Annotated in this window: 15 protein-coding genes; 10 read left to right on the forward strand and 5 right to left on the reverse strand. The window is 70.1% G+C overall.

Translation table 11 applies throughout. The features are described 5' to 3' along the window. Positions 1 to 128: 128 nt before the first annotated feature. The 3 genes from mraZ to TTY48_RS01365 all read right to left on the reverse strand — a co-directional run bounded on the left by mraZ (position 129) and on the right by TTY48_RS01365 (position 2224). Positions 129 to 560 (reverse strand): division/cell wall cluster transcriptional repressor MraZ, encoded by a 432-nt coding sequence (mraZ, locus tag TTY48_RS01355; protein ID WP_220655806.1) that lies wholly within the window; start codon positions 558 to 560, stop codon positions 129 to 131. Positions 561 to 1295: 735 nt separating this feature from the next. After that, complete coding sequence (locus tag TTY48_RS01360) at positions 1296 to 1706, reverse strand: DUF3040 domain-containing protein (protein ID WP_220655807.1); 411 nt, start codon at positions 1704 to 1706, stop codon at positions 1296 to 1298. Positions 1707 to 1810: 104 nt separating this feature from the next. After that, entirely contained in the window at positions 1811 to 2224 is a 414-nt protein-coding gene (locus TTY48_RS01365; protein WP_220655808.1) for an SAV_6107 family HEPN domain-containing protein, read from the reverse strand. Positions 2225 to 2477: 253 nt separating this feature from the next. On the opposite strand from TTY48_RS01365, the gene TTY48_RS01370 reads away from it, so the two are divergent. From TTY48_RS01370 to TTY48_RS01380, 3 genes are read left to right on the forward strand one after another with little or no spacing between them, the layout of a single operon-like run. Then, entirely contained in the window at positions 2478 to 3083 is a 606-nt protein-coding gene (locus TTY48_RS01370; RefSeq protein ID WP_255585454.1) for a GNAT family N-acetyltransferase, read from the forward strand. Beyond that, positions 3080 to 4660 carry an NAD(P)/FAD-dependent oxidoreductase gene (locus tag TTY48_RS01375; RefSeq protein ID WP_220655809.1) on the forward strand — a complete coding sequence of 527 codons (1581 nt, stop codon included), beginning with the start codon at positions 3080 to 3082 and terminating at the stop codon, positions 4658 to 4660. The genes TTY48_RS01370 and TTY48_RS01375 overlap by 4 nt, the downstream gene beginning before the upstream one ends. Next, on the forward strand, positions 4657 to 5409 hold the full coding sequence (locus tag TTY48_RS01380) for an LppM family (lipo)protein (protein WP_220655810.1): 753 nt from the start codon (positions 4657 to 4659) through the stop codon (positions 5407 to 5409). The genes TTY48_RS01375 and TTY48_RS01380 overlap by 4 nt, the downstream gene beginning before the upstream one ends. On the opposite strand, the gene metF is transcribed toward TTY48_RS01380, so the two are convergent. Next, complete coding sequence (metF, locus tag TTY48_RS01385; RefSeq protein ID WP_220655811.1) at positions 5399 to 6343, reverse strand: methylenetetrahydrofolate reductase [NAD(P)H]; 945 nt, start codon at positions 6341 to 6343, stop codon at positions 5399 to 5401. The two genes, TTY48_RS01380 and metF, sit on opposite strands and share 11 nt — an antisense overlap. A gap of 24 nt (positions 6344 to 6367) precedes the next feature. On the opposite strand from metF, the gene TTY48_RS01390 reads away from it, so the two are divergent. The 6 genes from TTY48_RS01390 (at position 6368) to TTY48_RS01415 (ending at position 12946) form a co-directional block, all read left to right on the forward strand. Next, on the forward strand, positions 6368 to 7456 hold the full coding sequence (locus TTY48_RS01390; RefSeq protein ID WP_220655812.1) for a polyprenyl synthetase family protein: 1089 nt from the start codon (positions 6368 to 6370) through the stop codon (positions 7454 to 7456). Positions 7457 to 7571: 115 nt separating this feature from the next. Further along, a complete protein-coding gene (locus TTY48_RS01395; RefSeq protein WP_220655813.1) occupies positions 7572 to 8564 on the forward strand; it encodes an ABC transporter substrate-binding protein in 993 nt (330 codons plus the stop codon). Next, positions 8561 to 9529, forward strand: a complete 969-nt coding sequence (locus TTY48_RS01400; protein WP_255585455.1) for an ABC transporter permease — start codon at positions 8561 to 8563, stop codon at positions 9527 to 9529. The genes TTY48_RS01395 and TTY48_RS01400 overlap by 4 nt, the downstream gene beginning before the upstream one ends. Further along, the gene (locus TTY48_RS01405) at positions 9516 to 10550 is read left to right on the forward strand and encodes an iron chelate uptake ABC transporter family permease subunit (protein WP_220655814.1); all 1035 of its coding nucleotides are present in this window, start codon (positions 9516 to 9518) and stop codon (positions 10548 to 10550) included. Before TTY48_RS01400 ends, TTY48_RS01405 begins: the two co-directional genes overlap by 14 nt. Beyond that, the gene (locus tag TTY48_RS01410; protein WP_255585457.1) at positions 10547 to 11350 is read left to right on the forward strand and encodes an ABC transporter ATP-binding protein; all 804 of its coding nucleotides are present in this window, start codon (positions 10547 to 10549) and stop codon (positions 11348 to 11350) included. Before TTY48_RS01405 ends, TTY48_RS01410 begins: the two co-directional genes overlap by 4 nt. 36 nt (positions 11351 to 11386) lie before the next feature. Next, positions 11387 to 12946 carry an alpha-(1->6)-mannopyranosyltransferase A gene (locus tag TTY48_RS01415; protein WP_220655815.1) on the forward strand — a complete coding sequence of 520 codons (1560 nt, stop codon included), beginning with the start codon at positions 11387 to 11389 and terminating at the stop codon, positions 12944 to 12946. A gap of 6 nt (positions 12947 to 12952) precedes the next feature. Here TTY48_RS01415 and TTY48_RS01420 read toward each other — a convergent pair whose 3' ends face one another. Next, a complete protein-coding gene (locus TTY48_RS01420) occupies positions 12953 to 13333 on the reverse strand; it encodes an Rv2175c family DNA-binding protein (RefSeq protein ID WP_220655816.1) in 381 nt (126 codons plus the stop codon). 120 nt (positions 13334 to 13453) lie between these two features. Between TTY48_RS01420 and pknB the strand changes: the two genes are divergently transcribed. Further along, positions 13454 to 15646 carry a Stk1 family PASTA domain-containing Ser/Thr kinase gene (gene pknB / locus TTY48_RS01425; protein WP_220655817.1) on the forward strand — a complete coding sequence of 731 codons (2193 nt, stop codon included), beginning with the start codon at positions 13454 to 13456 and terminating at the stop codon, positions 15644 to 15646. The last annotated feature ends 3 nt before the right edge of the window (positions 15647 to 15649 follow it).

The raw sequence follows: 15649 nt of genomic DNA on the forward strand, positions 1-15649 counted from the left end.
GGTGGTTGAGGACCGGTGAATCGGGGTCCCCGCCCGACCCGTACCTGGCGTTGGGGAAGTACGTCAGGGCCGTTTCGGGCGCAGGCCTCGGTCCACCTCGTCCGCAGCGCGGCGATGGCCGCGTGCTGCTAGAAGATCGCCTTGAGCGATTCGGACTGCGGCTGTGCGTAGTCGTCTTCGTGCTGTGCCTGGTAGGCGTCCCACGCCTCCGCGTCCCAGATCTCCAGGAATCTCCGCGATCCGACGACGACGCATTCCTTGGTGAGGCCTGCGTAGCGGCGGTGATCGGACGAGAGCGTGATGCGTCCCTGTGAATCGGGCCGCTGATCGTCCGAGCTGGCGAAGAAGTTGCGGTAGAAGGCGCGTCCCGCGGGGTCGGTCCATTCGATCGCGTCCGCACGTTCGGCGATGCGCTCGAATTCCGCCTTCGGGTACACCGTGAGGCTTCGATCCTGTCCTTTCGTGATCGTCAGTCCTCCCGCCAGTTCCTCGCGGTACTTGGCGGGAAGCGTGAGCCGTCCCTTGTCATCGAGCTTCGGCGTGTAGGTACCCGTGAACATCACGGCAACCTCCCGCCTCCCCCGATGGGGCTGTCACTGGATCGAGCCTTCAGCGTAGCGCGTCTCTCTCCAGTGCGCCCCACATTACCCCACCAATCTCCACTTTCAACCACCTCGCGACGCGTTTCGCACGGAATTCTCAGGATTACTGCAGGTCAGATGTGTGGCGTGAAGTGGGGGACGCGAACCTGCCCGGCGTGGCGGACTTGCTCACACCTCGTCGCGCGGCCGTGAATGCCGAGATTCTTGTGATGTCAGAGAAAGGAGTTACGTCTGAGATGGAGTCCGTGGGGAGATGTGGGGAACTCCGGTGGGGAGAAGTGGGGAAACGCCCTGACCTGCCAGGATGTGGCGCCGCCTACGCCGCGGCCGGACGCGTGCCGGGCCGGCGGTGCCGCACCGTCGCGCCTCCCGCTCCCGTTTCCCCTTCCCGCTCCCCATGCGACGGGAGCGGGGCAAAGGAACGGGAGCGGGAACAAGCGCAGACGCGGGACAGTGGGGGGACGGTCGCGGCGCGGGGGACGAAACCGCGCGGCCCGCGTATCGACGGGCGCAGCGGGGCGACAGCGCGGCGCGGCGACGACCGGCTCGCATCGGCCGGCAGCGGAAGCTCGGACGACGACTGCGTTCGCTACGAGCGGATCAACCGAGGGCAGAATTTCGCCCCGACAGACGCCGAGGGCCGCCGATCCAGTGGATCAGCGGCCCTCGGCGCGACGATGAAGCGTTAGTGGATCACGGGAAACGACGGCGGAAGCGGTCTTCCATCCGTGCGACGAACGACGGGCCGGAGCCCTTGTTCACCTTGCCCCGGCCGGACGGTGCGCGGACCGAACCGTCGTCCGCGACGGTGCCGCGCGGGCCCGACGTGCTGGGCCCGGCCCAGAACAGATAGACCACGGAGCCGAACATCAGCAGGAAACCTGCGATGCCCACGATCACCGTGTACTGCACCTGCGAGAGCAACATTCCCGCGATGAGCAGCATCAACCCGACAGCGAAGCCGATCGCCGCGACGACGCGGCGCTTACCGACTGCGCCGCCGAGGCGGCCGCCGCGCACATTCGACGCGAACTTCGGGTCCTCAGCGTAAAGCGCGCTCTCGATCTGATCGAGCATGCGCTGCTCGTGCTCGGAGAGTGGCACGTTCCCCTCCTTCAGCACTCATGGGGTCCAACTCCTCCCCTCATGATACGAGCCTTGCGACCGCACGACCACTAACCGATGAACAAATACCGTGCGGAATCGGTTCAGGCCGCGGGCGCGAGGTCGGACTCGACGAGATTCAGGAAGGTTTGGACCCGTTCGTGCAGCGTGGCGACCTCGTCGGCGGTGACCGATCGCGCGGTGGTCTCGAGCGCCGCGACGACGCCGGACACCGATGTGAAATAGGCCACCCACTCGGCGTAGCCCGGTGCCGCCTTCGCCAGGCGCAGCCACGCATTACGTGTTGGGCGGCGCACTCCCTTCTCCCGCTCCGCCAGCAACGCAGCGGCCCCACGCAGCGCGGCGTGGTAGATCTCCCGGTACTGATCGGCGAGCGCAGGCGAGCCGCCGGCCCGGGCGAGGAACTGATCGGCGCGGTCCAGGATGCGGGCCGCACCCGACTGACCGACGACCCGACGCGACCCGACGCGATCGATCCGAGTGACGTTGTCGACCATGACGGCTCCTCTCCTTGCTGACGCTTCGAATCTCGGCGAAGCGAATTCGTGTTCTCGTTGACCTCGTTGTACCGGACGGGACTGACACGGAACGCTTCCCTCGTTTCGCGCCAGACCCGCCGGCGACCGCTGGATCGGCGTTCCGCTCCGGCGCCAGAACATGCGCGCCAATCCGATGGCCCGTGATCGAACAACCATTCGATCACTTCTAATATAGCGTGAGGGACCGACACGTCAAGGGAGAGGAGGAACCGTGACCGCAGTGACTCCGCCCGCGCCCCGGATCCTCGAGCTCTCCCCGCAGGACGCCACGCTCTGGATGCCCGCCGCCCTGCAGATCTACGTGGCGGCCATGGCCTATCCCGCGGGCACCGAGGCGCACCGCTTCCCCACCTGGCGCGAGCATCTGGCGCGGCCCGGGTATTCGGCCTTCGGCGCCGTGCAGGCCCTCCCCACACCCGACGGGACGCTCGTCGACCACCTCGTGGGCATCGCCTACGGCTACAGCGGCGGCGGTGACCAGTGGTGGAACCGGCAGCTCCGCCTCGGCCTCACCCGCCGCGGTACGGCGCCCACCGCGATCGAGGCGATCGCCGGCGACTACTTCGAACTCACCGAGCTGCACGTGCACCCCACGGCGCAGGGGCACGGCGTCGGCGGCGGCCTACTCGCGGCCCTGCTCGCGGGGCGGCCGGAGGTCCGCGTCCTGTTGTCCACCCCGGAGGTCGCCGGCGAGGCGAACCGCGCCTGGCGCCTGTACCGGCGCACCGGATTCATCGACGTGCTCCGTGATTTCCGGTTCGCGGGCGATCCGCGCCCCTTCGCCGTCCTGGGCCGCGACCTCCCCTACTCCCGGTGACCGCCGCCGAGCTCGACGTCGCGGTGGTCGGTTCCGGCCACAACGCACTGGTGGGCGCCGCCCTCCTCGCCGCCCGCGGCCGGCGCGTCTCCGTCTTCGAGGCCGATGCGGTGCCCGGCGGCGCGGTGAGCACCGTGGAGCGGTTCCCGGGGTACCGCGTGGACCGCGGCTCGTCGGCCCACCTGATGTTCCGGCACACCGGCATCGCCGAGGAGCTCGGTCTCGCCGCGCACGGGCTGCAGTACATCGATTGCGATCCGTGGGCCTTCGCACCCGTGCCCCCGGGAACCTCGCTGCCGCCCATCGTATTCCGCACCGACCTCGATGCCACCGTGGATTCGGTGGCCGCGGCGTGCGGGGCGCGGGACGCCGCCGCGTACCGCCGCTTCGTGGCCGACTGGGCGCCGCGCGCCCGGGCCACCATGAACGCCTTCGGCGCCGGTCCGACGGCCGCCCGGCTGGGGCGGGCGTTCTGGCCCACCAAGGGGCGGGACTCGGTGGTCGGCATGTCCCGCGCCTACCTCGCGTCGGGCGACGCCCTGCTCGACGAGTACTTCGACGACGAACGCCTCAAGGCCGCGCTGGCCTGGTTCGGCGCGCAGTCCGGTCCCGCGATGAGCGAACCCGGCACCGCACCGATGGTCGGCTTCGCCGCACTCATGCACACCCTGCCCCCGGGGCGCGCCGTCGGCGGTAGCGGGGCACTGACCGCAGCCCTGATCAGCCGTCTCGAATCCGACGGCGGCACCGTCGAACTCGGCACGCCCGTCACCGAGCTGCGCCGGGCCGGACGGGGCTGGCGCGTCACCGTCGCCGGGCCCGACGGTCCGCGCACCGTGCACGCCCGCACCGTGCTGGCCGGGTGTCACATACTGACGACCCTCGACCTGCTCGCCGCCGGCGGCTACGACGGCGACCGGATCCAGCGCTGGCGCAGGCAGATCCAGGTGGGTCCGGGCGTGGGCATGGTGCTGCGCCTGGGCACCACGGCGCCACCCGCCTTCGACGGCGTTCCGCTGCAGGAGCAATCGGGGCTGGGCCTGCTCACCGCCGACCGCGGTCACCTCGCCCGCGCCCGCGGCGACATGCTGGCGGGCGATCCGCCCCGTCGGCCCGCCGTGCTGGCGATGACCTTCTCGGGCCTGGACCCGTCGATCGCGCCCGCGGGCCGGCACAACACCACGCTGTGGGCCCAGTGGTACCCGTACGCGCTCGCCCGCGGCGACTGGGCCGCCCTGGCCGAGGCGGAGGCCGATCGCATCGTCGGCGAGACCGAGCGCTGGGCGCCGGGCTTCGCCGACACGGTCGAACACCGGTACGTGCAGACACCGGCGACTCTCGAATCCGAGCTCGGCCTGCTCGGCGGGAACGTGATGCACGTCGAGATGGCGCTGCACAACATGCTGTTGTTCCGGCCGGTCCCGGACCTGGCCGGCGCCCGTGTACCGGGAGCGCCGGGCCTGGCCCTCGCGGGCGCGTCGATGCACCCGGGCGGGGGCGTGAACGGTTCCAGTGGCCGGATCGCGGCGCGGCTACTCGCCCGCGACCTGCGGGGCCTGGCACGATGGCGGTCGTGAGCTCCCGATCCCGCCAAGTCGACACGCCCCGGCCCCGGTTCCGCCCGGCCCGGCTGCTCGCCGCGGTCATGCTGCTGTTCCTGGCGGCGGTGCCCGCCGCGTGCGCGAACCCCGGCCCCGGCGACCGCATGTCCGGCAAGATCGTGGCGGCGCAGACGCCGAACTCCGACCCGAAGGGCCCGCAGCTGTCGGTGCCGGGGGAACTGACCGGTCAGGCCCAGGTGCAGGCGTACGACTCGAACGGCAAGATCGGCACCCAGATGCTGTTCGAGACCATCACCTTCGGGCAGTTCAACCAGCTCGGCGAGGTGGTCTCGCAGGCCTTCGACAACTCCGCGACGTCGATGAAGATGCGGGTGCAGCGCAACGGCGGCACGGTGATCCTGTCGGGTACCGCCGATATGGCGTCGCTGGCGCCGAACTCGGCGGTGATCGTGGTCTCGGTGCAGTTCCCCGGCCCGGTGACCGCCACCAACGGGCAGCAGGAGAACGACGATCTGGTGACCTGGACGCTGAACGCGGGCACCTCCGCCGCGCTCACCGCCGAGGCCGATTACGCCGATCCGTCGATCGCCTCGTTCACCCTGTGGTCGTGGATCACCGCGATCGTGTCCTTCCTCGCCGCCGCGGTCGTGGCCGCGGTCGCCTACGTCAACCGAGACCGCAGCGCCAAGGTGGGCCAGGACTCCGGCGAGACGGAATCGCTCGTCGAGCTTCCGCAGTGGCTGCGGGAGAAGCTCAAGAAGTAGTGCCCGCGGGCTCCGGCAGCATCGACAGGTTCTCCAGCACCTCGCTGGTGGCCTTCGCGAAGTTCAACGTGCAGAAGTGCAGCGCCGGTGCGCCCTCGGCGATCAGCCGCTCACCCATCCGGGTGGCGATCTCGATGCCCACGGCGCGGACCGCGGCGCGATCCTCCTCGGGCCCGTCGCCCGCGGCCGCCGAGAGCTCGGCACGCATGGCATCGGGGATCTTCGCATTCGACAGCTCGGCCATGCGCGAGACCGATTTGAGCGAGGTGATCGGCATGATGCCCGGGATCAGCGGCTTGGCGCCCTGCTCCGGATCGAGCGCCGCCACGGCGTCGCGCAGCCGCAGGTAGTCGTCGACGTCGAAGAACATCTGCGTGATCGAGTAGTCGGCACCGGAGCGCAGCTTGTTCGCGAAGTACCGCACGTCACTGTCGAGATCGGGCGAACGGTGGTGTCCCTCCGGGAACGCGGCCACGCCCACGTGGAAATCACCCAGCTCGCGCACGAGCTCGACGACCTCGCTGGCGTACTTGAGCCCCTTGGGGTGCCGCACCCACTTGCCCAGCGGATCACCGGGCGGGTCGCCGCGCAGCACCAGCACGTTGCGCACGTCCTGATCGGCGTAGGCGCCCATCAGCGCGCGCAGCTCCTCGATGCTGTGGTCCACGGCGGTCAGGTGCGCCACCGGCAGCAGGGTGGTCGACGCGGCGATCTCGCCGGTGACGCGGACGGTGCGGTCGCGGGTGGACCCGCCGGCACCGTAGGTCATCGAGACGAAGGCCGGATCCATCCGCTCGAAGGTGCGCACCGCGCGCCACAGCCGGGCCTCCCCCGCCTCGTCGCGCGGGGGCATGAATTCCACCGAGAACGGCATTCGCCCGCTCGCGCGCACGGCGTCGAGACGGTCGAGTACGGTCCGGCTTGGTTCGGTCACACCATTGAGAATAGATTTCCAGGTATGACGCTGCCGGTCGCCCCGCCCCAGACCACCCTGGCCGACATCGCGGAGGCCGTGCGGCCACAGCTCGAATCCTTCCTCGAAGAGCGCCGTGACCTGGTCGAACCCGTCGGTCCGGTGTTCTCGGAGGCGACCGCCGGACTGGAGCGCTTCGTTTTGCGCGGCGGTAAGCGTATTCGCCCCGCGTTCGCCTGGACGGGGTGGCTGGCGGGCGGCGGGCCGGCCGAGGGCGAGGTGGCGCGGGCCGCCCTGCGGGCCTGTTCCTCGCTGGAGTTCGTCCAGGCGTGCGCACTGATCCACGACGACATCATCGACGCCTCGCTCACCCGCCGCGGCTACCCCACCACGCACCGCGAGTTCGCCGAGCTGCACGCGCAGCGCGGCTGGTCGGGCTCGTCGGAGAAGTTCGGCGAGGCCACCGCGATCCTGCTGGGCGACCTCGCCCTGGCCTGGGCCGACGACATGTTCCTCGGCGCCGGTCTCGAGCCCGAGCGCTACCTGCGCGCCGCGCGCGCGTGGGCGGCGATGCGCACCGAGGTGCTCGGCGGACAGCTGCTCGACATCGTGAGCGAGGCCTCGCGGGACGAATCGGAGGACGCCGCGGAGCGCGTGGTGCGGTTCAAGACCGCGGGCTACACCGTGGAACGTCCGCTGCACGTGGGCGCCGCGCTGGCCGGCGCCTCCGACGCGGCGATCGCCGCGCTGCGGGAGATCGGCGTCGACCTGGGCGTGGCCTTCCAGCTGCGCGACGACCTGCTGGGCGCGTTCGGCGATCCCGCGGTGACCGGCAAGCCCTCGGGCGACGATCTGCGCTCCGGCAAGCACACGCCGATGCTCGCCCACGCGCTCGCCACCGGCGGCGATGCGGCGGACGAGCTGCGCTCGCTGGTGGGCACCGACCTCGACGACGAGGGTGTCGAGCGGGCCCGGGCGGCGCTGCGGGCGACGGGCGCACCGTCGGCGATGCAGTCCCGGGTCGAGGAGCTCACCTCCCGCGCCACCACGGCCATCGACGACGCGCCGATCGATGATCAGGCCCGCCCGGTGCTGGCCGGGCTGGCGGCGGTCCTGGTGGACCGCGCCGCCTGACGCCTTCCTGCTGAGTTAGGTAATCCTTGCCATCTCTGGGTATGGTTTCGGTTGCCTAAGGCCTTTACCAAGGCCTTACGGTATCGCGTCACTATTGCTCAGAAGGAGTCCCCGCATGTTCACCCGCTTCCGCAAGGGCGCCCCCGTGGCCGCCGCGCTGGTGGCCGCGAGCCTCGTCTTCGCCGGATGCTCGACCACGAGCTCCGACGACGAGAAGCCCGCCGCCGGCGAGAAGATCACGATCAGCACCAACAAGGGCGATGTCCAGGTGCCGAAGAACCCGAAGCGCGTGGTCGCCCTCGACAACACGAGCGCGGAGACCCTCAAGGCCTTCGGCGTGACCCCGGTGGCCATCCCGAAGCCGCTGTTCGCGAAGAACGTGCTGGGCGAGTGGATCAACGACCCCGAGATCAAGGACGTCGGCACGCACGCCGAGCCGAAGCTCGACGTGATCGAGGACGTCAAGCCCGACCTGATCATCGGCGGCTACCGGTTCCAGAAGAAGGAGGGCGATCTGAAGAAGATCGCCGACCAGACCGGCGCCGCGTTCATCGACATCGCCGCGGAGGACGACGCCCCGAAGGGCCGCGTGGACACCATGCGCAGCCAGACCACCACCCTCGGTGAGATCTTCGGCAAGCAGGATCAGGCCAAGCAGATCGTGGCCGACTTCGACAAGCGGCTCGACGCCGCGAAGGCGCAGGCCACCGGTCAGACCGTGTTCCTGGCGAATGTCAACGGCGGCAAGATCGACAACGGCGCCGCGCGCATGAAGCCCTTCATCGAGCAGCTCAACCTCAAGGACGTCTTCGGCGGCCAGGGCGGCAACATCCACCAGGATTCGGGCCTGACCCCCGAGGCGATCGCGCAGGCCGACCCGCAGTGGGTCATCGTCATGGACCGCGACGCCGCCGTGACCCCGAAGCCGGGCACCACCCCGCAGCCCGCCGCCTCGGTGTTCAAGGCGCAGGAGGCCTTCAAGGGTAAGGGCTTCTTCGAGCAGGACCGCATCTTCTACCTGGACGACTTCTTCTACGTCCGCGAGGGCATCCAGGATTACGGCGAGAACTACCAGCGCCTCGCGGAGGCGCTCGCCGCCAAGAAGTGACCCGCCGCGCCGCGCTGCCGCTGATCGCGGCGGCGTGCGCGGTGCTGGTGGTGCTGTCCCTGATGACGGGCGAGTACCACATCACCGTCGCCGGGCTGCTGTCCGGCGACGGTGACATGTGGCGGATGTTCTTCATCTCCCGGGTACCGCGCACGCTGGCACTGATCTTCGCCGCACTCGCCATGAGCTTCTCCGGCGTGATCATGCAGCGGCTCACCCAGAACCGGTTCGTCGAGCCCACCACCGCCGGCACCGCCGAGTGGGCGGGCCTGGGCGTGCTGCTCTGCCTTATCCTCGTACCCGGTGCACCGCCCCTGGTGAAGATGGGCTTCGCGACCGCGACCGCCTTCGTCGGCACGCTGCTGTTCCTCGGGTTCCTCTCGCGGATCCGCGCCCGGCGCTCCGCGATCGTGCCGCTGGTGGGCCTCATGATGGGCGCCGTGGTCAGCGCGATCACCACCTACCTCGCCGTCGACCGGAACCTGCTGCAATCGGTGGTCGCCTGGCGCTCGGGCGGGTTCGCGCACATCGTGCGCGGTTTCTACGAGCCGCTGTGGGCCGTGGCGATCATCGCCGTCGCCACGTTCGCGCTCGCCAATTACTTCACCATCGCCGGCCTCGGCCGCGATGTGGCCACGTCCCTCGGGCTGCGCTACGGGCTCACCGTGGGCCTGGGCGTCACGATGGTGGCGCTCGCGACGGGCGTGACCAGCGTCGTGGTGGGCTTCCTGCCCTTCCTCGGGCTGGTGGTGCCCAACATCATCAGCGCACTGCGCGGCGACGATGTGCGGTCCGGCCTGCCCTGGGTCGCGGCACTGTCCATCGCTTTGATCACCGGGTGCGATCTGATCGGCCGGATCATCGTGCGCCCCATGGAGATCCCCGTCGCGGTGATCATGGGTGTGATCGGCGCCGTCACCTTCCTCGCGCTCATCCTCACCAGGAGTAATCGTGTCGCCCTCTGATACCGCCACGGGCGCACCGTCACTGGCCGGATCGTCCACCGGCCGGGTGGGCTGGCGCGCCCGCCTGGGCATCGCCGCAGCGGTGGCCACCCTGACGGTGGCACTGTTCCTGCTCATGCGCACGGGCGCCGACGACGTGCTGCGCTGGGACTTCACCTTCGGTCTGTCCTTCGACCGGCGGGTGCGCACCGTGTGCGCGATGATCATCGCCGCGTTCTGCCAGGGCGTGGCCACGGTGCTGTTCCACACGGTGACGCACAACCGCATCCTCACGCCCTCGATCATCGGCCTGGACAGCCTGTACGTGCTGATCCAGACCGTGGGCGTGTTCCTGGTGGGCGGCAGCTTCGTGGAGAACTCCGACAGCGTGCCCCAGTTCCTCGCGCAGACCGGCGCGATGGTGCTGTTCGCGTCGATCCTGTACCGCTGGTTGTTCTCCGGCCGGTTCGCCAGCCTGTTCCTGCTCCTACTGGTGGGGGTGGTGCTGGGCCTGGCCTTCCGTGCGGTCGCCGAGTTCCTGCAGCGATTGCTCTCCCCCACCGAGTTCGACGCGCTCTCGATCAAGCTGTTCGGGCGCCTCGGCTCGGTGAACGCCGACCTGCTGCCGATCGCCGCGGTGGTGTGCGTGCTCGTGGCGGTGTACGCGTGGCGCCGGCGCAACGTCTACGACGTGCTGCTGCTGGGCCGCGACCCGGCGATCGCGCTGGGCGTCGATCACCGCCGCGAACTGACCAAGGCGCTCATGCTGATCGCGCTGCTGATCTCGGTGAGCACGGCACTGGTGGGTCCGATGGTCTTCTTCGGGTTCATCATCGCCACGCTCGCCTACGAGCTGGCCGGCGATTGGCACCACCGCGCTACGCTGCCGATGGCCTTCCTCCTGGGTGTGATCACCCTGGCCGCCGGACAGTTCATCCTGCAGAACGTCTTCTACGCCGCGGGCATGCTCACCGTGATCATCGAGTTCGCCGGCGGGATCCTGTTCCTCGCCATCCTGTTCCGCCGAAGGGGGACGATGTGACCAACGCAGCGACCGGAGCCTCGACACCCGCGATCGAATTCGCGGACCTCACCAAGTCGTACGCCGAGACCGTGGTCCTCGGCCCCGTCTCGGGCTCCTTCGAGCGCGGGGGCGTCACCGCCCTCGTCGGACCCAACGGCGCCGGAAAATCGACGCTCCTCACCATCCTGGGCCGGCTGCTCACACCCGACTCCGGGACGGCGAAACTCGACGGCGTCGAGGTGGGATCGATGAAGCCCACGCAGATCGCCCGCAAGCTGGCGATCCTGCGACAGGAGAACGGCGTCAACGCCCGGCTCACGGTGCGTGATCTGGTGGGGTTCGGGCGCTTCCCGCACAGCCGGGGCCGGCTCACCGCCGAGGATGTACGGCACATCGACGACGCGCTCGGCTTCCTCGGCCTCACCGAGCTGTCGGATCGGTTCCTCGACGAGCTCTCGGGCGGGCAGCGGCAGCGGGCCTACGTGGCGATGACACTCGCCCAGGACACCGAGGTGATCCTGCTCGACGAGCCGCTCAACAATCTCGACCTGCGGCATCAGGTGGGCATGATGGGGCAGCTCCGACGCGCGGCCGACGAGCTGGGCAAGACGATCATCCTGGTGGTGCACGACCTGAATTTCGCCGCCGCGTACGCGGATCGGATCGTCGCCCTCAAGAACGGCGCGATCGCCGCGGCCGGGACACCGGCCGAGATCATGGATTCCGATCTGCTCACCGAGATCTTCGAGACCCCCGTCGCGGTGCACGCCGTGGAGGGGCTGCGCGTCGCGGTCTACGCGGGGATGGATCGACGGTGAGCCGGGGCGCGCACGGCTGCGCCTAGACTGGCGGGGATGTCCGGTTCACACGATCCCGTCCGCACCGAGCGCGACGCCGGGGCCGCCCGCGCGGCCGTCGGCGACGCCGTGCGCGGCTACGCCGCCTTCCTGCGGTCCGCCACGGGCCGCCCCGCCCTGCTCGGCTGTGCGGGCGCCGTCCTCACCACACTCGGCAGCTTCGGCGCCGGAGCGATCCGCGTGCACGATGTGACGCTCGAATCCGCGCACCTGTCGTGGCTGCGCTACGGCCACGGCCTGGTGCTCAGCTCGGTGCTGTTCTGGACGGGGATCGCGCTGCTCATGCTGGCCTGGGTCCGGCTGGGGCGCAGCGCCCTCCGCGACGAGGTCTCCGCCCGGCAGATCGCGGGCACCATCGCGCTGTGGGCGGCGCCGCTGATCGTGGCGGTGCCCCTGTACTCCCGCGACGCCTACAGCTACCTGGCGCAGGGCGCGCTGCTGCGCGACGGCTTCGACCCGTACGAGGTGGGCCCCGTGGTCAACCCGAACGGCCTGCTCGACGATGTGAGCGGGATCTGGACCACCACCACCGCCCCGTACGGTCCACTGTTCATCCTGATCGCGAAGTGGGTCACGGTGATCTGCGGCGATAACGCGCTCACCGGCACGATCGCGCTGCGACTGGTGATGCTGCCCGGCATCGCGCTGTCGGTGTGGGGCGTCTCCCGGCTGGCGCAGCACTTCGGCGCGCGGCCGGCCGTCTCGCTGTGGTTCGCGGTGCTCAACCCCTTGGTGATCGTGCACCTCGTGGGCGGCGTGCACAACGAGGCACTCATGGTGGGGCTCATGGTGACCGGCATCGTGCTGGTACTGCGGCGCAAGCACTGGTTCGGTGTGGCCGTGATCGTGACGGCGGTGGCGGTCAAGGGCACCGCCGCGATCGCCCTGCCCTTCGTGGTGTGGATCTGGTACCACCACCGCCGGGAGGACGATCCGTCGGAATCGGGCACCCGCGCCTTCGTCTCGGTGGGCGCGGCCTCGGTCGCGATCTTCGCGGCGCTGTTCGCGGCCTTCACCGCGATCGCGGGCGTGGGGCTGGGCTGGGTGACCGCGCTGGCCGGGTCGATCAAGATCATCAACTACATCACCCTGCCGACGGCCGTGGCACAGATCACCGCCTTCCTCGCGGCTCCGTTCACCGACCTGCACCTGGCGCCGATCCTGGTGGTCACCCGCGCCCTGGGCATCGCCCTCCTGGCGATCACCCTGGTGGTGCTGTGGTGGCGGTACCGGCAGAACGAGCGCCGGAACGTGATGGGCATCCTGCTGGGACTGCTCGCGGTGTGCGTGCTCTCGCCCGCGTCGCTGCCCTGGTACTACACCTGGCCGCTGGCGGTGGCCGGCGCGTTCACGTGGTCGCGCCGCACGCTGGCGATCATCGTCGGCATCTCGGTGTGGCTGATGGCCGTGTTCATGCCCACCGGCTCGATCGGCCTGTATTCGTGGTGGAACGTGCTGCTCGCCATCGCGCTCGGCGCGCTCGCCGGGTACTCGCTGGCGCACCCGGATCCACTGAAACTGCGCCCCAAGCTGGGGCTGCAGCCCGTTCCGGCCTGAGCGGGGTCAGAAGGCCATCGACTGGGCGCGCCGGATCACTTCGCGCGCCGAATCGGTGTGCAGCAGTTCGGCGGGGGCACCGTCGAGGTCGTCGAGCGGCGCGAACAGCCACTGCATGATCTCGTCGTCCTGGAAGCCGCCGTCGCGCAGCACCTGGAGCAGCCCGGTGAGGTGTTTGGCGATCGCGAAGCGACCGTCGGTCTCTCCGAAGAAGAGCTGCGGGATGTGGAAGTCTCCCCCGCGCCGCACCGCGATCAGTTGGCGATCACGCACCAACTGCAGCACCTTGGACGACGACACGCCGAGGCCCTTCGCGACCGCGGAGGCGGAGAAGGTGGCGGTGCCATCGGGCAGCAGGTCGTCACTGACATAAGGGATCGAGCTCACCGTCACACTGTACCGAGGCTCGAGGTCCACCCCCTCCCACCCCGGGGTCGCTAGGCTGAACTGTCGACACCTGCCGTGGCAGGCGCGTCCGCCGAGTGACTTGAGAGAGGATCGAAGAAGGTGAACACTCCCCGCGACCGGCTCCTCGGTGCCCGCATCGAGGGCCGCTACCGCATCGATGCGGTGATCGCGCGCGGCGGCATGTCCACCGTCTACATGGGCCTCGACCTGCGTCTCGACCGGCCGATCGCGATCAAGGTGATGGACCCGAAGTACGCGGAGGACGCGCAGTTCGTCTCCCGGTTCGAGTTCGAAGCCCGCGCCGTCGCCAAGCTCAAGGACCCCGGCCTGGTGGCCGTGTACGACCAGGGCGTCGACGGCGACCTCGCCTTCCTCGTGATGGAGCTGGTGACCGGCGGCACCCTGCGCGAGTTGCTCAACGAGCGCGGCCCCATGCCCCCGCACGCGGTGGCGGCCGTGATGGAGCCGGTGCTCACGGCACTGGGCACGGCGCACCGCGCGGGGCTCGTGCACCGCGATGTGAAGCCCGAGAACGTACTCATCTCCGACAGCGGCGAGGTCAAGGTCGCCGACTTCGGACTGGTCCGCGCGATCGCCGCGGCGTCGGTCACCAGTTCCTCGGTGATCCTCGGCACGGCCGCGTACCTCTCCCCGGAGCAGGTCGAGTCGGGGAACGCCGACGCGCGCTCCGATGTCTACTCCAGCGGCGTCCTGGTCTACGAGCTGCTCACCGGCGCAGTCCCCTTCACCGGCGACACCGCGATCTCGCTGGCCTACCAGCGGCTGCACAACGACGTGCCCGCGCCCAGCGCGTCGATCGCGGGCGTGCCGCCCGAGTTCGACGAGTTCGTGGCGCGCGCCACCGACCGCGATCCGTCGCGCCGGTACACCGACGGTTTCGCCATGGCGGAGGCGCTGGCGGCGATCGCGGACAACCTGGAACTGCCCTCGTTCACGGTGCCCGCGCCGCAGTCCAGCGCCGAGCAGCGCGCGGCCGCCGCGATGTACGACGCGCAGCGCAATCAGCCGCTGATCCCGGCCGCGGCCGATCCCACCTCGGCGTTGCCCGCCGGGGCGCAGGCGCCCGCACCGCCGAACACGGTGGCCGCGGCGGTGCCGCAGGTGCCCCCGCCGGGCACACCGGTGCAGTACACCCGCGCCGAGACGATGCACGAATCGCTGCCCGCCGAGGTTCCCCCGGCGCGTCCCCAGTGGGCCGGGCAGCCGCCCGCCAAGAGCCGCGCGAAGTCCTGGGCGATCGTCGCGATCATCGCCGCGGTCGCGATCCTGCTGGCCTTCGGTGGCTGGTGGTTCGCCTCGGGGCAGTACACGACGGTGCCGAACGTGTCCGGGATGGACCGGCCGGCGGCCGAGCGCGCGATCAAGGACGCCGGGCTCGACGTCGAGTTGGCGGGCACCTACAGCAACGATCTCACCGAGGACACCGTGACCGCGCTCAAGCCGCCGTCGGGCAGCCGGGTGAGCCGGTTCGGCAGCGTCACGGTGGAGTACTCGCGCGGCCGCCCGACGGTGCCGCAGTTCACCTCCGGCGCCAGTATCGAATCCGTCGAGCAGCAATTGCGCGATAACGGGCTGGTGCCCAAGCGGGGGCCGTCGCAGTTCAGCCGGGACGTGCCCCAGGGCGGCGTGATCGGGCTCAGCCCCACTCCCGGTACCCGGGTGGGCGTGGGTTCCGCGGTGACCGTGGTGGCGTCGGCGGGCAATCAGCCCGTCTCCATCCCCGACGTCCGCGGCAGGACCGCCGATGAGGCCACGTCGATCCTGCGGTCTTCCGGTCTCACGGTGAAGGAGACCAAGCAGCAGTTCGACGCGTCGACGGAGCTCGGCCGGGTCTTCGGTACGGACCCCTCGGGTCAGGTGAACAAGGGCGGCAGCGTCACGCTGCTGGTCTCGAACGCGCTCACCGTGCCCGATGTGACCGGCAAATCGGCCGCGGAGGCGCAGAGCATGCTGCAGCGCGCCGGCCTGGTGGGCGAGCTGACCGGCGAGAGCGGTTCCGGCGCCGTGGTGACATCGGTGAGCCCGGCCGCCGGGGCGCGGGTGGACCCGGCGAACAACCGCGTCACGGTGACCCTGGCGGCGCGCGTCGTGGTGCCATCGGTGACCGGGATGAAGGTGGGCCAGGCGCGATCCGTGCTTCAGGACGCCGGTCTGCAGGTGAAGGTCAACGGCATCTTCGCCTCCGACAACTCGCAGGTGATCTGGCAGGATCCGGGCGGCGGCACCCGCGTGAAGGCGGGCTCCACCGTGACCGTGACGGCGATCCCGTGAGGG

It is taken from the genome of Tsukamurella sp. TY48 (assembly GCF_019656655.1).
Lineage (GTDB): Bacteria > Actinomycetota > Actinomycetes > Mycobacteriales > Mycobacteriaceae > Tsukamurella > Tsukamurella strandjordii.

Coding starts and splice junctions, on each gene's coding strand:
- TTY48_RS01365 (WP_220655808.1), bottom strand. CDS start 2,224: ATGGTCGACAACGTCACTCGGATCGATCGCGTCGGGTCGCGTCGGGTC.
- mraZ (WP_220655806.1), bottom strand. CDS start 560: ATGTTCACGGGTACCTACACGCCGAAGCTCGATGACAAGGGACGGCTC.
- TTY48_RS01390 (WP_220655812.1), top strand. CDS start 6,368: ATGACGCTGCCGGTCGCCCCGCCCCAGACCACCCTGGCCGACATCGCG.
- TTY48_RS01395 (WP_220655813.1), top strand. CDS start 7,572: ATGTTCACCCGCTTCCGCAAGGGCGCCCCCGTGGCCGCCGCGCTGGTG.
- TTY48_RS01415 (WP_220655815.1), top strand. CDS start 11,387: ATGTCCGGTTCACACGATCCCGTCCGCACCGAGCGCGACGCCGGGGCC.